This window comes from Pseudomonas sp. MYb327 (assembly GCF_040438925.1).
Classification (GTDB): Bacteria; Pseudomonadota; Gammaproteobacteria; order Pseudomonadales; family Pseudomonadaceae; genus Aquipseudomonas.
The window spans coordinates 1,360,511-1,376,977 of the sequence record NZ_CP159258.1 but is presented as its reverse complement, the minus strand read 5'-3'; the positions used below and the strand labels follow the sequence as shown (position 1 = coordinate 1,376,977).

At 59.3% G+C, this 16,467-nt stretch carries 16 protein-coding genes; 9 read left to right on the top strand and 7 right to left on the bottom strand.

Going from position 1 to position 16,467, the window contains the following annotated elements; translation table 11 throughout:
• Window position 1: 1 nt before the first annotated feature.
• The 5 genes from tusC to ABVN21_RS06105 all read left to right on the top strand — a co-directional run bounded on the left by tusC (window position 2) and on the right by ABVN21_RS06105 (window position 3,079).
• On the top strand, window positions 2–364 hold the full coding sequence (gene tusC / locus ABVN21_RS06125) for a sulfurtransferase complex subunit TusC (protein ID WP_339553103.1): 363 nt from the start codon (window positions 2–4) through the stop codon (window positions 362–364).
• The gene (gene tusB / locus ABVN21_RS06120; protein ID WP_339553102.1) at window positions 364–657 is read left to right on the top strand and encodes a sulfurtransferase complex subunit TusB; all 294 of its coding nucleotides are present in this window, start codon (window positions 364–366) and stop codon (window positions 655–657) included. Before tusC ends, tusB begins: the two co-directional genes overlap by 1 nt.
• The gene (locus ABVN21_RS06115; protein ID WP_339553101.1) at window positions 654–989 is read left to right on the top strand and encodes a TusE/DsrC/DsvC family sulfur relay protein; all 336 of its coding nucleotides are present in this window, start codon (window positions 654–656) and stop codon (window positions 987–989) included. Before tusB ends, ABVN21_RS06115 begins: the two co-directional genes overlap by 4 nt.
• Window positions 986–1,987 (top strand): glycosyl transferase family protein, encoded by a 1,002-nt coding sequence (locus ABVN21_RS06110; protein ID WP_339553100.1) that lies wholly within the window; start codon window positions 986–988, stop codon window positions 1,985–1,987. Before ABVN21_RS06115 ends, ABVN21_RS06110 begins: the two co-directional genes overlap by 4 nt.
• 90 nt (window positions 1,988–2,077) lie before the next feature.
• Entirely contained in the window at window positions 2,078–3,079 is a 1,002-nt protein-coding gene (locus ABVN21_RS06105) for a glutathione S-transferase family protein (RefSeq protein ID WP_339553099.1), read from the top strand.
• Window positions 3,080–3,195: 116 nt separating this feature from the next.
• Here ABVN21_RS06105 and cysG read toward each other — a convergent pair whose 3' ends face one another.
• The 6 genes from cysG to ABVN21_RS06075 form a co-directional block, all read right to left on the bottom strand.
• Window positions 3,196–4,590: a siroheme synthase CysG gene (gene cysG, locus ABVN21_RS06100; RefSeq protein ID WP_339553098.1), complete on the bottom strand. Its 1,395-nt coding sequence runs from the start codon at window positions 4,588–4,590 to the stop codon at window positions 3,196–3,198.
• Window positions 4,591–5,871, bottom strand: a complete 1,281-nt coding sequence (gene serS, locus ABVN21_RS06095; RefSeq protein WP_339553097.1) for a serine--tRNA ligase — start codon at window positions 5,869–5,871, stop codon at window positions 4,591–4,593. It lies immediately after the preceding gene.
• A gap of 15 nt (window positions 5,872–5,886) precedes the next feature.
• Window positions 5,887–6,261 (bottom strand): fluoride efflux transporter CrcB, encoded by a 375-nt coding sequence (crcB, locus tag ABVN21_RS06090; RefSeq protein WP_075947929.1) that lies wholly within the window; start codon window positions 6,259–6,261, stop codon window positions 5,887–5,889.
• Window positions 6,261–7,583 (bottom strand): replication-associated recombination protein A, encoded by a 1,323-nt coding sequence (locus tag ABVN21_RS06085; protein ID WP_339553096.1) that lies wholly within the window; start codon window positions 7,581–7,583, stop codon window positions 6,261–6,263. Before ABVN21_RS06085 ends, crcB begins: the two co-directional genes overlap by 1 nt.
• Before the next feature lie 140 nt (window positions 7,584–7,723).
• On the bottom strand, window positions 7,724–8,347 hold the full coding sequence (gene lolA, locus ABVN21_RS06080; protein WP_339553095.1) for an outer membrane lipoprotein chaperone LolA: 624 nt from the start codon (window positions 8,345–8,347) through the stop codon (window positions 7,724–7,726).
• 65 nt (window positions 8,348–8,412) lie between these two features.
• The gene (locus ABVN21_RS06075; RefSeq protein ID WP_034146924.1) at window positions 8,413–10,824 is read right to left on the bottom strand and encodes a DNA translocase FtsK; all 2,412 of its coding nucleotides are present in this window, start codon (window positions 10,822–10,824) and stop codon (window positions 8,413–8,415) included.
• 308 nt (window positions 10,825–11,132) lie between these two features.
• Between ABVN21_RS06075 and trxB the strand changes: the two genes are divergently transcribed.
• The 4 genes from trxB to infA all read left to right on the top strand — a co-directional run bounded on the left by trxB (window position 11,133) and on the right by infA (window position 13,943).
• Window positions 11,133–12,092, top strand: coding sequence for a thioredoxin-disulfide reductase (gene trxB / locus ABVN21_RS06070; RefSeq protein WP_339553094.1), 960 nt, complete (start codon window positions 11,133–11,135; stop codon window positions 12,090–12,092).
• A gap of 63 nt (window positions 12,093–12,155) precedes the next feature.
• The gene (aat, locus tag ABVN21_RS06065; protein ID WP_339553093.1) at window positions 12,156–12,836 is read left to right on the top strand and encodes a leucyl/phenylalanyl-tRNA--protein transferase; all 681 of its coding nucleotides are present in this window, start codon (window positions 12,156–12,158) and stop codon (window positions 12,834–12,836) included.
• A 69-nt stretch (window positions 12,837–12,905) separates the two neighbouring features.
• Entirely contained in the window at window positions 12,906–13,613 is a 708-nt protein-coding gene (locus tag ABVN21_RS06060) for an arginyltransferase (protein WP_034146921.1), read from the top strand.
• Between the two features lie 111 nt (window positions 13,614–13,724).
• Window positions 13,725–13,943 (top strand): translation initiation factor IF-1, encoded by a 219-nt coding sequence (infA, locus tag ABVN21_RS06055; RefSeq protein ID WP_002553999.1) that lies wholly within the window; start codon window positions 13,725–13,727, stop codon window positions 13,941–13,943.
• Window positions 13,944–14,189: 246 nt separating this feature from the next.
• On the opposite strand, the gene clpA is transcribed toward infA, so the two are convergent.
• The gene (gene clpA, locus ABVN21_RS06050) at window positions 14,190–16,460 is read right to left on the bottom strand and encodes an ATP-dependent Clp protease ATP-binding subunit ClpA (protein ID WP_339553092.1); all 2,271 of its coding nucleotides are present in this window, start codon (window positions 16,458–16,460) and stop codon (window positions 14,190–14,192) included.
• Between the last annotated feature and the right edge of the window lie 7 nt (window positions 16,461–16,467).

The following is a 16,467-nucleotide window of genomic DNA, read 5'->3' as shown; positions in this document are numbered from 1 at the left end:
GATGGCTAAATCCTTGTTGATCATCAGCCGCCAATCGCCTTGGTCCGGCCCGGGTGCGCGGGAAGCGCTGGACATCGTACTGGCTGGCGGCGCATTCGATCTGCCCATTGGCCTGCTGTTTCTCGATGACGGCGTGCTCCAGCTCGCCGCGCAACAGGACGCCAAGGCGTTGCAACAGAAAGACCTGAGCGCCAACCTGCAAGCCTTGCCGATGTTTGGCGTCGAAGAACTGTTTGTCTGTGGCGACAGCGCTGCCGAACGTGGCCTGAACCCAAGCGTCCTGTCGCTGGAAGAAGCCCAAGTGCTGGCTGCTGACGAAATTACCGCACTCATTGACCGTTACGACCAGGTGATCACCCTCTGATGTCGACTTTGCATGTGTTGTCTCATTCCCCGTTCGGCGACGACCGCCTGAGCAGTTGCCTGCGCGTGATCGGCGCGAACGATGCGCTGCTGTTGTGCGGCGACGCGGCCTATGCCTTGCGACCGGGCACTGCGCCTTTCAGCGTCCTGAACGCTCGCAGCCTGGATCTTTACGTTCTGATCGAAGATGCCCACGCGCGGGCGATCGACGTTCCAGACTGGGCCAAGGCCATCGATTACCCGGCCTTCGTCGAGCTGTCGATCCACCATGACAAGGTCAACAGTTGGCTATGAATTCACTGACGGTCGGCGCACGCGCCATCGAGTTGGACAAGGACGGTTTTCTGGTCGAATTAAGTGACTGGTCCGCCGATGTGGCCACTGCCCTGGCGGCGGCCGAGGACATCGAGTTGAGCCCGGAACACTGGGAAATCCTCGAACTGCTGCGCAGTTTCTATGCCGAATTCCAGCTGTCACCGGCCACCCGTCCGCTGATCAAGTACACCGCATTGAAGCTCGGCCCGGAAAAGGGCAACAGCCTGCACCTGAACCGACTGTTCAAAGGCACCCCTGCCAAACTCGCCGCAAAACTGGCGGGCCTGCCCAAACCGACGAATTGCTTATGACCGATTATCCAGCGCTGATCCTCGAAACACCCGCCGAGCACCCGTTCGCCCAGTTCGTGCGGATCCTCGGCAAAGGCAAACGCGGCGCGCGCGACCTGACCCGTGAAGAGGCTCGTGAAGCCATGGGCATGGTGCTCGACGATAAGGTCGAAGACACCCAGCTCGGTGCCTTCCTGATGCTGCTGCGGCACAAGGAAGAAAGCGCCGAGGAAATGGCCGGGTTCACCGAAGCCTTGCGTGAGCGCTTGAACCCGCCTGCGCTGGCAGTCGATCTGGATTGGCCGACCTATGCTGGCAAGAAGCGTCATTTGCCGTGGTACCTGCTGGCGGCCAAGTGCCTGTCACAGAACGGCGTGCGGATTTTCATGCACGGCGCTGGCGCCCACACGGCGGGTCGACTGTATAGCGAACAACTGCTGGATGAATTGCAAATCCCGCTGTGCCGTAACTGGCAGCAGGTCAGTGCAGCGCTGGACAACGGTGGCCTCGCCTTCATGCCGTTGCTGGACTGGGCGCCGCCACTGCAACGCATGATCGATCTGCGCAACACCCTGGGCCTGCGCTCGCCGATTCACTCACTGGCACGGATTCTCAACCCGCTGGGCGCGCGCTGCGGTTTGCAAAGTATTTTCCATCCCGGCTATCAGGCCGTGCACCGTGATGCCAGCGGTTTGCTCGGCGACACGGCCATCGTGGTCAAGGGCGATGGCGGCGAGATCGAGATTAACCCGGATGCCGACAGCCATCTGTATGGCACCACCGGTGGCGAAAACTGGGATGAGGAATGGCCGCAACTGTCGAGCCAGCGCCACGTCAAACCGCCCAGCCTCGAACCCGAACATTTGAAAGCCGTGTGGCGCGGTGATGTGGTCGACAGCTACCCGCAAATGGCCCTGATCTCGACCATGGCCCTGGCCTTGCGCGGCTTGGGCCAGAGCCGCGAGCAAGCATTCGAAACCGCGCAGCAATATTGGGATGCACGGGACAAATCGATTTAACCGATCATAACCGCCCAGCCTTTGCGCTTTTTTATCGAACATATGGGCATAGACTAACCTCCAACGCTTATCGGTTGAGGAGTCTCGTACATGGGTTTATTAGTCGAAGGTCGCTGGCAGGACAAGTGGTACGAAAGCAGCAAGGACGGTGCGTTCCAGCGCGAACAAGCGCAACGCCGCAATTGGCTGACCGCGGACGGCCAGCCGGGCCCGACCGGTGTCGGTGGCTTTGCCGCTGAGGCGGGCCGCTATCACCTCTACGTGTCCCTCGCCTGTCCGTGGGCCCATCGCACGTTGATCCTGCGCAAACTCAAAGGCCTCGAAAGCCTCATCGATGTATCGGTGGTCAGCTACTTGATGCTGGAAAACGGCTGGACCTTCGACAAGGCCCACGGCTCAACCGGCGACAAACTTGATCATTTTGACTTCATGCACCAGCGTTACACCGCCGACACTGCCGACTACACCGGTCGCGTCACCGTGCCGGTGCTGTGGGACAAACAGCAAAAACGCATCGTCAACAATGAGTCGGCGGAGATCATCCGCATGTTCAACAGTGCATTCGATGAGTTGACCAGCAATGACCTGGACTTCTATCCGCAAGCGCTGCGTGGCGAAATTGATGCGCTGAACGGGCGGATTTATCCAGCGGTGAACAACGGCGTATACCGTGCCGGGTTTGCTACCTCGCAATCGGCTTATGAAGAAGCGTTCGACGAATTGTTTGCGGAATTGGATCGCCTGGAACAGTTGCTGGCTGCCAACCGTTACCTGACGGGCGAATACCTGACCGAAGCGGACATCCGCTTGTTCACCACGATAATTCGCTTCGACGCCGTCTATTACGGTCACTTCAAGTGCAACCTGCACCGAATTGCCGATTACCCGAATCTGTCGAACTGGCTGCGGGAGATTTATCAGTGGCCGGGGATTGCCGAGACGGTGAGTTTTGAACACATCAAGAATCACTACTACGGCAGTCACAAGACCATCAACCCGACGGGCATCGTGCCGAAAGGGCCGGAGCAGGATTTCAACGCGCCCCATGATCGGGAGCGGTTGAGTGGAAAAGGGGTTTGGCGCAGGGCCTGAGATGTTTGCAGGTTTTGAGGGCCTCATCGCTGGCAAGCCAGCTCCTACAGGGAAATTGTGAACGACACAAATTCCCAGTAGGAGCTGGCTTGCTGGCGATGGGACCGAGTAGGTTTTCAGACCTGCGCCTGAGCCCCTTCAAACCACGCCAGTTTCTCGCGCAGTTGCACCACTTCCCCAACGATTACCAACGTCGGCGCATGCACTTCATGCTCCGCCACCAGGCGCGGAAGGTCGGCCAAGGTGCCGGTAAAGACCCTCTGATTGACCGTCGTGCCCTGCTGAATCAACGCCGCCGGTGTATCCGCCCCGCGACCATGCTTGATCAGCTGCTCGCAGATGATCGGCAAGCCCACCAACCCCATGTAGAACACCAGGGTTTGCGCCGGCGCGACCAGATCTGCCCACGGCAAATCAGTGGAGCCATCCTTGAGATGCCCGGTCACGAAACGCACCGACTGCGCGTAGTCGCGGTGAGTCAGCGGAATTCCCGCGTACGCCGCACAACCGCTGGCCGCCGTGATACCCGGCACGACCTGGAACGGGATGCCATGGGCCGCCAGTTCTTCGATCTCTTCACCACCACGGCCGAAGATGAACGGATCACCGCCCTTCAACCGCACCACGCGCTTGCCTTGCTTCGCCAGGTCGACCAATTGCTGGTTGATCTGATCCTGCGGTACGGCGTGATCGGCGCGACGCTTACCGACGTAAACCCGTTCGGCATCGCGACGGCACAATTCCAGAATTGCCGGTGCTACCAAGCGGTCGTACAGCACCACATCGGCTTGTTGCATCAGGCGCAAGGCGCGGAAGGTCAACAGGTCCGGATCACCCGGCCCCGCGCCCACCAGATACACCTCGCCAGTTGCCACCGGCGCTTCACCGTCAATCTTGGCTTGCAGTAAACGCTCGGCTTCAGCACCCTGCCCGGCCAGTTGTCGGTCGGCAACCGGGCCCTGGAACACATCTTCCCAGAACGCACGACGCTGCTGCACATCCGGAAACAGGCCTTTGACCTGATTGCGGAAACGCGCCGCCAAACCGGCCAACTGACCGTAGGTAGAAGGAATCCAGGTTTCGATCTTGGCGCGGATCAAACGCGCCAGCACCGGCGCATCTCCACCACTGGACACGGCGATGATCAACGGTGAACGGTCGACGATGGCCGGGAAGATCACGCTGCACAGGGCCGGCGCGTCCACCACGTTGACCGGCACGCAACGCCGATGGGCATCGGCGGAAACTTGCGCGTTCAGCGACTCATCGTCGGTGGCGGCGATGATCAGGCCACAACCGTCCAGATCCGTTTCGACGTAACCACGCAGCACACACTCGCCGCCGCTGGCGGTGACCAGTTCGCGCAGCTGCGTTTCAATTTCAGGTGCGACCACCCGCAGCAGCGCACCGGCATCGGCCAGCAGGCGGGATTTGCGCAAGGCAATCTCCCCCCCACCGACAACCAACACACGACTGCCGCGAAGGTTATGGAACAGCGGCAGATATTTCATTTAGCCAATGACCTCGAGACCACCCATGTATGGCTTCAATACCTCTGGTACGCGGATCGAACCGTCGGCCTGCTGGTAGTTTTCCAGCACGGCAACGAGGGTACGACCGACCGCCAGACCCGAACCGTTCAGGGTGTGCACCAGTTCCGGCTTACCGGTTTCCGGGTTGCGGAAACGCGCTTGCATGCGACGGGCCTGGAAGTCGCCGCAGTTGGAGCACGACGAGATTTCGCGGTATTTGTCCTGGCTCGGAATCCACACTTCCAGGTCGTAGGTCTTGACCGCACTGAAGCCCATGTCGCCGGTGCACAGGGCAATCGTGCGATACGGCAATTCCAGCAGTTGCAGGACCTTCTCGGCGTTGGCGGCCAGGCCTTCCAGCGCTTCCATCGAAGTCGATGGTTCGACGATCTGCACCATCTCGACCTTGTCGAACTGGTGCTGGCGGATCATGCCGCGGGTGTCGCGACCCGACGCACCGGCTTCACTGCGGAAGCACGGGGTGTGGGCGACAAACTTGATCGGCAGCAGTTTCGAATCGACGATTTCGCCAGCAACGATGTTGGTCAGCGACACTTCGGCAGTCGGGATCAGGTACAGATCGGCTTCGCCTTCGCGAGCGATCTTGAACAGGTCTTCTTCGAATTTCGGCAGCTGACCGGTGCCTTGCAGCGCCGGGGCTTGAACCAGATAAGGCGTGTAAGCCTCTTCGTAACCGTGCTCGGTGACGTGCAGGTTGATCATGAACTGCGCCAGGGCGCGGTGCATGCGGGCGATGGGACCGCGCAGCAGGGCGAAACGGGCGCCGGACAGCTTGGCCGCGGTTTCGAAGTCCAGCCAGCCGAACTTCTCGCCCAGGGCCACGTGGTCCAGAACCGGGAAATCAAACGCGGTCGGAGTACCCCAGCGGCGCACTTCGACGTTGTCGTCTTCGTCTTTACCGACCGGCACGGATTCATGCGGCAGGTTGGGGATGCCCAGCAGGATCGAGTCCAGTTCGGTCTGGATCGCGTCCAGTTCGACTTTGCCGGCGCTCAACTCGCCCGCCATGCGCTCGACGTCCGCCATCAACGGCGCGATGTCTTCGCCGCGCTGCTTGGCCTGACCGATGGATTTGGAGCGCGCATTACGTTCAGCCTGCAGTGCTTCGGTGCGGGTCTGTACGGTCTTGCGCTGTTCTTCCAGCGCTTCGATGCGCGCGACATCCAGGGCAAAGCCACGGGAAGCCAGGCGGTCCGCTACGTCCTGAAGGTTGCTACGTAACAGTTTGGAATCGAGCATGTCGGTCTCTCGTTATCAAAGTTTGGTCAAGGACAGGCCAGCCCATGTGGCGAGCAGCCCGCCGAATACGCTGATGGCCGCATAGCCCAATGCTAGCGGAACTTGTCCGCTTTCGAGCAGACGCACCGTATCCAGTGAAAAGGATGAAAAAGTCGTCAGCCCTCCGAGGAAGCCGACGATCAACCCGGCGCGCACCTCGATCGGCACCTCCGGGCGTATCAAAAACAGACCGTATAGAACGCCGATCAGCAAACAGCCCACGATATTAACGGCGAGCGTCGCGGTATAGAAGTGCCGCGGCCAATTAGCGTTGATCCAGTTACCCGTGGCGAATCGCAACAGGGTGCCGGCCATCCCGCCGACGGAAACCGCAATGATCAAAGGAACCACTATTTTCTCCTCTGCCGGGGGCTTAAACGGTCGAGCTTCGCCAAGTGATTGAGCTTCTCGCCGATCTTCAGCTCCAGGCCACGAGGCACCGGCTGATAAAACGGGATCGGGTCCAGTTCTTCCGGGAAATAGTCTTCCCCGGCGGCATAAGCATCAGGTTCGTCGTGGGCGTAACGGTACTCGTCGCCATAGCCCAATTGTTTCATCAGCTTGGTCGGCGCATTGCGCAGGTGCAGCGGCACCTCCAGCGAACCGTGTTCAGCCGCGGCACGCAATGCTGTCTTGAACCCCATGTACACCGCGTTGCTTTTCGGCGCGCAAGCCAGATAAGTGATCGCCTGCGCCACCGCCAATTCGCCTTCCGGGCTGCCGAGGCGTTCCTGCACTTCCCACGCCGCCAGGCACAGGCTCAGGGCACGCGGATCGGCATTGCCGATGTCTTCGCTGGCCATGCGCACCACGCGCCGGGCCAGGTACAGCGGGTCGCAACCGCCGTCAATCATCCGCGCAAACCAGTACAGAGCGCCGTCGGGATTGGAACCGCGCACGGACTTATGCAGTGCGGAAATCTGGTCGTAGAACGCTTCGCCACCCTTGTCGAATCGGCGACGGGTATCACCGAGCAGACTTTGCAGCAGTTCGGTGCCGATTTCACTGTTGTCTTCGGCAAGATCCGAGGCGTTTTCCAGCAGGTTGAGCAAACGTCGGCCATCGCCGTCGGCGGCGGACAGCAACATCCGGAAGCCTTCATCGCTGAGGGTCAGGTTACGCTTGCCCAGCCCCCGCTCTTCGGTCAGGGCGCGATGCACCAGTTTGCGCAGCGCCGCTTCGTCGAGACTCTTGAGTACGTAAACACGGGCACGGGACAGCAAGGCGTTATTGAGTTCGAAGGACGGGTTTTCCGTGGTGGCGCCGATGAAAATCAGCGTGCCGTCTTCAACGTACGGCAGGAAGGCGTCCTGCTGGGACTTGTTGAAACGATGCACTTCATCGACGAACAGGATGGTGCGCTTGCCGTATTGTCCGGCCTGCTGCTTGGCGATCTCGACCGCCTGACGGATTTCCTTGACCCCGGCCAGCACTGCCGACACCGTTTCGAAGTGTGCATCCGAGACTTCCGCCAGCAGACGCGCCAGGGTGGTTTTGCCCACCCCCGGCGGCCCCCAGAAAATCATCGAATGCAGGGCACCCTGCTCCAGCGCTTCGCGCAATGGCTTGCCTCGAGCGAGCACGTGTTCCTGACCGACGTACTCGTCCAGATTGGTCGCGCGCAAACGGGCGGCTAACGGTTGAGCGATCGGGGCACTGCGAAACAGGTCCATCACGTACTTTTAAAACCTCGCTATGAACACCGCATCCCACTGTAGGAGCCGGCTTGCTGGCGATGGTGGGTCAGTCGGCATTAATGTTGAATGACAAACCGCCATCGCCAGCAAGCCGGCGCCTACAAGGGTTTTGCGTGTTACTCCTGGATCACGTCTGCGCCTTTAGGGATGTCGAACTTGAACTTCGAAGCCGGGATCGGCTCGTTGGCCTTCACCCCGGTGAACAGGATATTGGTGCGTTGACCGACGCTGTCAATCATCTGCATATCGTTGACCAGACCATTACGGAACGACAGGCGCAGACTGTCGAACAGGGTGTCCTTGGTTTTCGGCTTCAGGGTGAAGTCGATCACGCCGCCGGCTTCCTTGGCGCTGATGTCGAAGCTCTGGCTGATCTTCGACACGTCACCGGACAACAGCAACGCAGGCGTCTGGGTCAGGCGCTGATCGAGATTCTTGATGGTTGCCTGCTCCAGATCCGGGTCCCACAGGGTCACTTTCTTGCCATCGGAGACCATGGTTTGCTCGGCTGGCGCATTGGTGTGCCAGTAGAATAGCCCCGGGCGCTGCAGGGACATTTCACCGGCGGTTTCCTGCAACTGCGTGCCAGAACCGTCGAGGGTCAGCTGAGAGAAACGTGCGCTCAGGGTCTGGGATTTTTCCAACAGTTGAGTCAGACGCGCCACGTCCTTCTCGTCGGCGTGGGCCGAGAGCGTGGTCAAAGCCAGTACCGGCAGCAACAGCATGCGGATAAGACGCATGGGAGTCCTCATAACATTCGTGGGATTACGGGTGGCGACCGAGGGCGCCACCCTTCAAATTCAGGTCAGTCGCGCACCGGGCCGGGGGCCAGGACTTCACGCGAACCGTTGGTGTTCATGGACGTCACGACCCCGGCCATTTCCATGGCTTCGATCATGCGCGCGGCGCGGTTGTAGCCAATTTTCAACTTGCGCTGAACCGCGGAAATGGACGCACGACGACTTTCCAAGACGAACTGCACCGCCTCGTCGTACAGCGCGTCGGCTTCAGGATCATCACCGTCACCGCCGCCGCTGCTGCCTTCGAAGCCGCTGCCGGCCTCTTCGACACCGTTAAGAATGTCGTCGTTGTACTCCGGCGCACCGCGCAGCTTCCAAGCCTCGACCACACGGTGAACCTCATCGTCGGAGACGAAGGCACCGTGGACACGGATCGGCAGGCTGGTGCCTGGCGGCATGTACAGCATGTCACCGTGGCCGAGCAATTGTTCGGCGCCGCCCTGGTCGATGATGGTCCGCGAATCGATCTTGCTCGATACCTGGAACGCCATGCGGGTCGGGATGTTGGCCTTGATCAGGCCGGTGATCACGTCTACCGACGGTCGCTGGGTCGCGAGGATCAAGTGGATACCCGCCGCACGCGCCTTCTGTGCGATGCGGGCGATCAGTTCTTCAACCTTCTTGCCGACAATCATCATCATGTCGGCGAACTCATCCACCACCACGACGATAGTCGGCAACTTTTGTAGCAGCGGCGCTTCGTCGTGGATGCTTTCGCGCTTGTACAGCGGATCGCTCAATGGCTCGCCGGCGTCCTGGGCTTCCTTGACCTTGGCGTTGAAGCCCGACAGGTTTCGGACGCCCATCTTCGCCATCAGTTTGTAGCGGCGCTCCATCTCGGCAACGCTCCAGCGCAAGGCGTTGGCCGCATCCTTCATGTCGGTGACCACCGGGCACAACAGGTGCGGAATGCCTTCGTAGATGGACAGCTCCAGCATTTTCGGGTCGATCATGATCAGCTTGGCGTCTTCCGGGCCGGACTTGAACAGGATCGACAGGATCATCGCGTTCACACCCACCGACTTACCGGAACCGGTCGTACCTGCCACCAGCAAGTGAGGCATTTTCGCCAGGTCAGTAATGACCGGCTTGCCGCCGATGTCATGGCCCAGGGCCAGGGTGACCGGCGATTTGAAGTTGTCGTACTCGGGGGTCGACAAGACCTCGGAGAAGCGCACGATCTGCCGGTCTTCGTTGGGAATCTCGATACCGACCGTGGTCTTGCCCGGAATCACTTCCACCACACGCACACTGGTCACGGCCAAGGAACGTGCGAGGTCTTTCGCCAGGTTGGCGATGCGACTGACCTTGACCCCCGCTGCCGGCTGGATTTCGTAACGGGTAATGACCGGACCCGGGTGGATCGAGTCCACGGTGACTTCGACGCCGAATTCCTTGAGCTTGATTTCCAGCAAATGGCCAACCGCAGCCAGGGATTCAGGCGAGTAATTGAGTTGTTTCTTTTCCGCAGGGTCGAGGATCGAGATTGGCGGCAAGGTGCCTTCCACGGCGCTGTCGACGAACAACGGCGCCTGCTTCTCTTTTTCCACGCGTTTGCTCGGCGCGGGAGGTTTCGGCGGAGCCGGCGCAATCACCGGCGGCACCTGCTTCTCGCGTTCGGACATGTGCTTGCTCAGCGCCTGCTCGCGCTCGATCAGGCGTTCCTTGACCTTGGCTTGCTCACGCTTATCGGTGACCGTCGGCGCCACCACGTCATGCACGCGGTCGTCGACTTCACGCAACTGCGCAACCAGTTGCTTGCGCTCGGTACGGGCCGCCCACCAGCGATTGGCTGCGCCCTGGAACAGCTCGAACAGGTCGAGGGTGATCTTGCCGGTAACGTCCATCACCTTGAACCAAGACAGGTCGGTGAACACCGTCAGACCGAACAGAAACAGGGCGATGAACAGCAACGTGCTGCCCTGGATATTCAGGGCGTTCTTCGCCAGGTCGCCAAGGCTTTCGCCCAGCGCACCACCAGCCCCGGCCGGTAACCCGGTCGCGGCATGGAAATGGATGTGCGCCAGCGCAGCACCGGACAGCACCAGGAACACCAGGCCGATCAGGCGCCAGGAAAACAGCCAGCCGCTCCACTGCCACGGCTCGTGGCGCTGACGGAATATTTGGTAAGCCTTGATCGCCAGTAGCAGCGGGAAGATGTAGGCAAAGTAACCGAGCACCATGAACAGGATGTCGGCGCTGTAGGAGCCGGCCGGACCGCCGAAATTCTGAACGTCGTCGATCTTGCTGTTGTGGCTCCAGCCCGGATCGTCCTTGCCATAGGTCAGCAAGGCCATCATCAGGAACAGGCACAGGGCGCCGATGGCGATCAGCGCACCTTCCTTGAGTCGGTAGTGCAAATGTTGGCGCCAGAGCGGAACCACGGCTGGTTTAGGTGCTGCGGTGGATTTCTTCAAAACGCTACTATTCCTGCGCCTATGGCGCGTCCATCTGTTGAATGACTATAAAAAACTGCCCAATCCAGGCAGGTAAAAAAGTTAACAGGCGTAACTGGGACTACTTTTAACACTGCACCCTGGTTTTTATAAACACAGAGCGCGATGCTTATTTTGTTACAAACACTGTTACAGCCAGGCATTGTACGGGTTTGTTCGCCCGATGCCATGCCTGAAATCCTTGGCTGTAGCATAGTCAAAAACACATTACATGCGACTCAATTTGAGCACGCATTCTCTTTTGTGACAAAGGCTTATGAGGTGTTTCTATGAGCGAAGCGAAGCATTCCCGCCTGATCATCCTCGGTTCCGGTCCTGCTGGTTACAGCGCAGCCGTTTATGCCGCCCGCGCCAACCTCAAACCCGTAGTCATTACCGGCATACAGGCAGGTGGCCAGCTCACCACCACCGTCGAAGTCGATAACTGGCCCGGCGATGTCGAGGGCCTGACCGGTCCGGTGCTGATGGAACGCATGCAAAAACACGCCGAACGCTTTGACACAGAGATCGTCTACGACCACATCCATACGGCCAAGTTGCAACAACGCCCGTTCGAACTGATCGGTGATAGCGGCACCTACACCTGCGACGCGCTGATCATTGCCACCGGCGCTTCAGCCCAATATCTGGGACTGCCGTCGGAAGAAACGTTCGCCGGCAAGGGCGTTTCAGCCTGTGCGACCTGCGATGGTTTTTTCTATCGCAATCAGGTGGTCGCGGTGGTTGGCGGTGGCAACACAGCGGTTGAAGAGGCGCTGTACCTGTCGAACATCGCCAAGGAAGTCCATCTGATTCATCGTCGCGACAAACTGCGCTCGGAGAAAATACTGCAGGACAAACTCTTCGAAAAAGCCGCGAACGGCAATATTCGCCTGCACTGGAACCAGAATCTGGATGAAGTCCTCGGCGACGCCAGCGGCGTGACCGGTGCCCGCCTGCGCGACAGCCATACCGGCGCCACCCGGGAATTACCCCTTGCCGGCGTATTCATTGCCATCGGCCACAAACCCAACACCGACCTTTTCACCGGGCAACTGGAAATGCGTGACGGCTATCTACTGGTCAAGGGCGGCAGCGAAGGCGACGCTACCGCGACTGCCATCGAAGGTGTGTTTGCAGCCGGCGACGTGGCCGACCACGTTTACCGTCAAGCGGTCACCTCCGCCGGTGCGGGCTGCATGGCGGCACTGGACGCGGAAAAATACCTCGACGACATTCCCGTCGTTTGACGGCACACTAAGTGGCGGGCCGATAACCCGCCACCGCCCTCCCCTTCTGCAAGCCCGGACGCCATGCTGACTTGGTTACAACGCAACACCCTGACTTTCCCGCCGCTGGAAAAAGCCATGCGCGAGCCCAACGGGCTGCTGGCCGCCGGCGGCGACCTGTCCGCCGATCGGCTCATCCGCGCCTACCGCCACGGTTGTTTCCCATGGTTCTCGGAAGGCCAGCCGATTCTCTGGTGGTCGCCGGATCCCCGCACCGTTTTGTTTCCCGACGAACTGCACGTCTCCCGCAGCCTGGGCAAACTGCTGCGCCAACAACGCTATCAAGTGACCTTCGACCAGGATTTTGCCGCGGTCATCCGCGCCTGCGCCGCACCGCGGGAATACGCCGATGGCACCTGGATCACCGAAGCCATGCAGGACGCGTACATAGAATTGCACCGGCGTGGCCATGCGCATTCGGTGGAGGTCTGGGACCAGGGAGAACTCGTCGGCGGGCTGTATGGCCTGGCCATGGGGCGGCTATTTTTCGGCGAGTCCATGTTCAGTCGCGCCGACAACGCCTCGAAATATGGCTTTGCCACACTGGTGCGGCATCTGAAAGACTCCGGTTTCATGCTGATCGATTGCCAGATGCCAACCGACCATCTGCATAGCCTGGGTGCCCGAGCGATCGCCCGTAGCGCGTTTGCCGGCTATCTGGCGCAGTATCTGGACCAGCCCAGCGGCGCAACCTGGGTTTGCTGAGCGTCTTTTGCGCGCGTGGCTTACACTTAGAGACGCCCCCTAATTAAAAGCTTATCCCGAGGGTTGATCATGACCGAGTTGGCGCGTTTGAAGTTCTATGCCACTCAGCCCCACTCTTGCAGCTATCTGCCTGAGGAGCAGGCCACGACCCTGTTCCTCGATCCCAGCCAGCCCATGGATGTGCATGTCTATGCAGACCTGTCGGAAATGGGTTTTCGTCGCAGTGGCGACCACTTGTATCGGCCTCATTGCCAGAACTGCAATGCCTGCGTACCGGCGCGTATTCCTGTAGGTCAATTCACGCCCAACCGTCAGCAGAAACGCATTTTCAAACGTAACGCAGACTTGCAGGTGCGCCCGGCCAAACCGGGTTTCAGCGAAGAGTATTTCGACCTCTATCAGCGCTACATCGAACAGCGCCATGCCGATGGGGACATGTACCCGCCCAGCCGCGATCAGTTTTCGACCTTCCTGGTTCGCGACTTGCCGTTTTCACGCTTCTACGAATTTCGTCTCGACGGACGGCTGTTGGCCATCGCCGTCACCGACCTTCTGCCGAACGGTCTGTCGGCGGTCTACACCTTCTATGAACCCGCCGAAGAACGCCGAAGCTTGGGACGCTTTGCCATTCTCTGGCAAATTGCCGAAGCCCGGCGCCTGGGGCTGGACGCGGTTTACTTAGGTTACTGGATCAAAAACTGCAAAAAAATGAGCTACAAGACCCAATATCGGCCCATTGAACTGCTGATTAACCAGCGCTGGGTCGTTCTGAACTAGAGCACGGCCTAAACCCCTTGGCTTGAACCCCACTTTTCGGGCACAATGCACGCCGCTTTTGCCTGGCGCAGTTGCACCGGGCCATTCATTGGACACCGAGGGCTTTACTGCATGTCGAAAGAAGACAGCTTCGAAATGGAAGGCACTGTCGTCGACACCCTGCCCAACACCATGTTTCGTGTGGAGTTGGAAAATGGGCACGTCGTAACCGCGCATATTTCCGGCAAGATGCGCAAGAACTACATCCGTATTCTTACCGGTGACAAGGTGCGCGTCGAGCTGACGCCCTATGACTTGAGCAAAGGGCGCATCACTTACCGCGCTCGCTAATCAAGTCAATACAAGACGCCCGGCTTTATGCCGGGCGTTTTTGTTTGTCCGGGATTTATCTGTTACACCCAATTCCTTGTGGGAGTGAGCCTGCTCGCGATGTCGTCAGCACACTCAACATTGATGCAAGCTACCCAACGCTTTCGCGAGCAGGCTCGCTCACACAGCGTTAATGGTTAGGCTTGAAATGTTGCAGATAGCAAAAAGGCGCCAATCGGCGCCTTTTTGCTTTGCTGCGGTTTAACGTCAGGCCATTTCAGCCGTGGTTTCGAACTCGAAGGTCAGCTCGCCGTCCTTGATGTCGATGTGCACCACACCGCCATGCTCGGCCAGTTCACCAAAGAGAATCTCCTCCGCCAGCGGACGCTTGATCTTGTCCTGGATCAGGCGAGCCATTGGTCGAGCGCCCATCGCTACGTCGTAACCTCCGGCCGCCAGCCAGCTGCGAGCCGCATCGGTGACTTCCAGCAATACACGCTTGTCTTCCAACTGCGCCTGAAGCTCGATAAGGAACTTGTCCACCACACTCTTGATGACCTCGTGACTGAGGCGACCAAACTGGATAATGGTGTCCAGACGGTTGCGGAATTCCGGCGTGAAGCTCTTCTTGATCACTTCCATCGCATCGGAAGAGTGATCCTGATAAGTGAAACCGATCGAAGCACGCGCTGCAGTTTCCGCGCCGGCGTTGGTCGTCATGATGACGATCACGTTCCGGAAGTCGGCTTTGCGCCCGTTGTTATCGGTCAGCGTACCGTGGTCCATGACCTGCAGCAGCAGGTTGAAGACTTCCGGATGCGCCTTCTCGATTTCATCGAGCAACAGTACGCAGTGTGGCTGCTTGGTGATGGCTTCGGTCAGCAGACCGCCCTGATCAAACCCGACATACCCCGGAGGAGCACCGATCAAACGCGATACGGTGTGCCGCTCCATGTACTCGGACATGTCGAAGCGAACCAGCTCGACGCCCAACGCCTTGGCCAACTGACGCGCCGCTTCGGTTTTACCGACACCGGTAGGACCGGCGAACAGGAATGAACCGACAGGCTTGTCAGGCGATTTGAGGCCGGCACGGGACAGTTTGATCGCGGTCGCCAACGAATCAATCGCCGCATCCTGACCAAACACCGTCAGCTTCAGATCTCGCTCAAGGTTACGCAACAGTTCTTTATCGGAACTGGTGACGTGTTTTGGCGGAATCCGCGCGATTTTCGCAACGATGTCCTCGACCTGAGGCACTTCGATGCGTTTTACGCGCTTCTCGAGCGGTTGCAGGCGCTGGTAGGCACCCGCTTCGTCGATGACATCGATAGCCTTGTCCGGCATGTGCCGATCATTGATGTATCGCGACGCCAGTTCAGCAGCGGCACGCAGGGCTTCATCACTGTATTCGATATTGTGATGACTCTCGAAACGCCCTTTCAAGCCGCGCAGAATGCCGATGGTGTCTTCCACCGAAGGCTCCGACACATCGACCTTCTGGAAGCGCCGAGCCAAAGCACGGTCCTTCTCGAAGATCCCGCGGAATTCCTGGAAGGTGGTCGAACCGATGCACCGGATATCACCGGACGACAGCAGCGGCTTGAGCAGATTCGAGGCGTCCATGACGCCACCCGAAGCGGCACCCGCACCGATGATGGTGTGAATTTCGTCGATGAACAGAATCGCCTGCGGACGTTTTTTCAATTCATTGAGCAACGCCTTGAAGCGCTTCTCGAAATCACCGCGGTATTTGGTCCCGGCCAGCAAGGCACCCAGATCAAGGGAATACACCACGCTGTTGGCCAACAGGTCTGGCACCTGGTTGTCGACAATGCGCTTGGCCAGGCCTTCCGCAATCGCGGTCTTACCCACGCCCGCTTCACCCACCAGCAGCGGATTGTTTTTCCGACGACGCGCCAGGATCTGCGCGACGCGTTCGACTTCCAGCTCACGACCTACCAACGGGTCGATACGGCCCTGGCGCGCGAGTTCGTTAAGGTTGCTTGCATAAGCATCCAGAGGATTGCCTGAAGAAGAAGACTCACCGCCCTCGTCGTCCTGCATATCTTGCTCGCCCTCAGAGTGATCGCCGTGCCCTGGCACCTTGGAGATACCGTGGGCGATGTAGTTGACGACATCGATGCGGGCAACGCTCTGCTGTTTCAGCAGGAACACTGCCTGACTCTCTTGCTCACTGAAGATCGCGACCAGCACGTTGGCGCCAGTCACTTCACGCTTGCCCGAGCTCTGTACGTGGAACACAGCACGTTGCAGTACACGCTGGAATCCCAGGGTTGGCTGGGTTTCGCGATCCTCATCATGCACGGGGATCAATGGCGTGGTGGAGTCAATGAACTCCTGCAGGTCGTGCTTGAGTTTGTCGAGGTTTGCGCCGCAGGCACGCAGAACGGTGGCGGCAGCCTCATTGTCCAATAGGGCCAGCAAAAGGTGTTCGACGGTCATGAACTCATGACGTTTCGAACGGGCCTCCTTGAAGGCAAGATTGAGGGTGACTTCGAGCTCGCGGTTTAACATAGCTTCA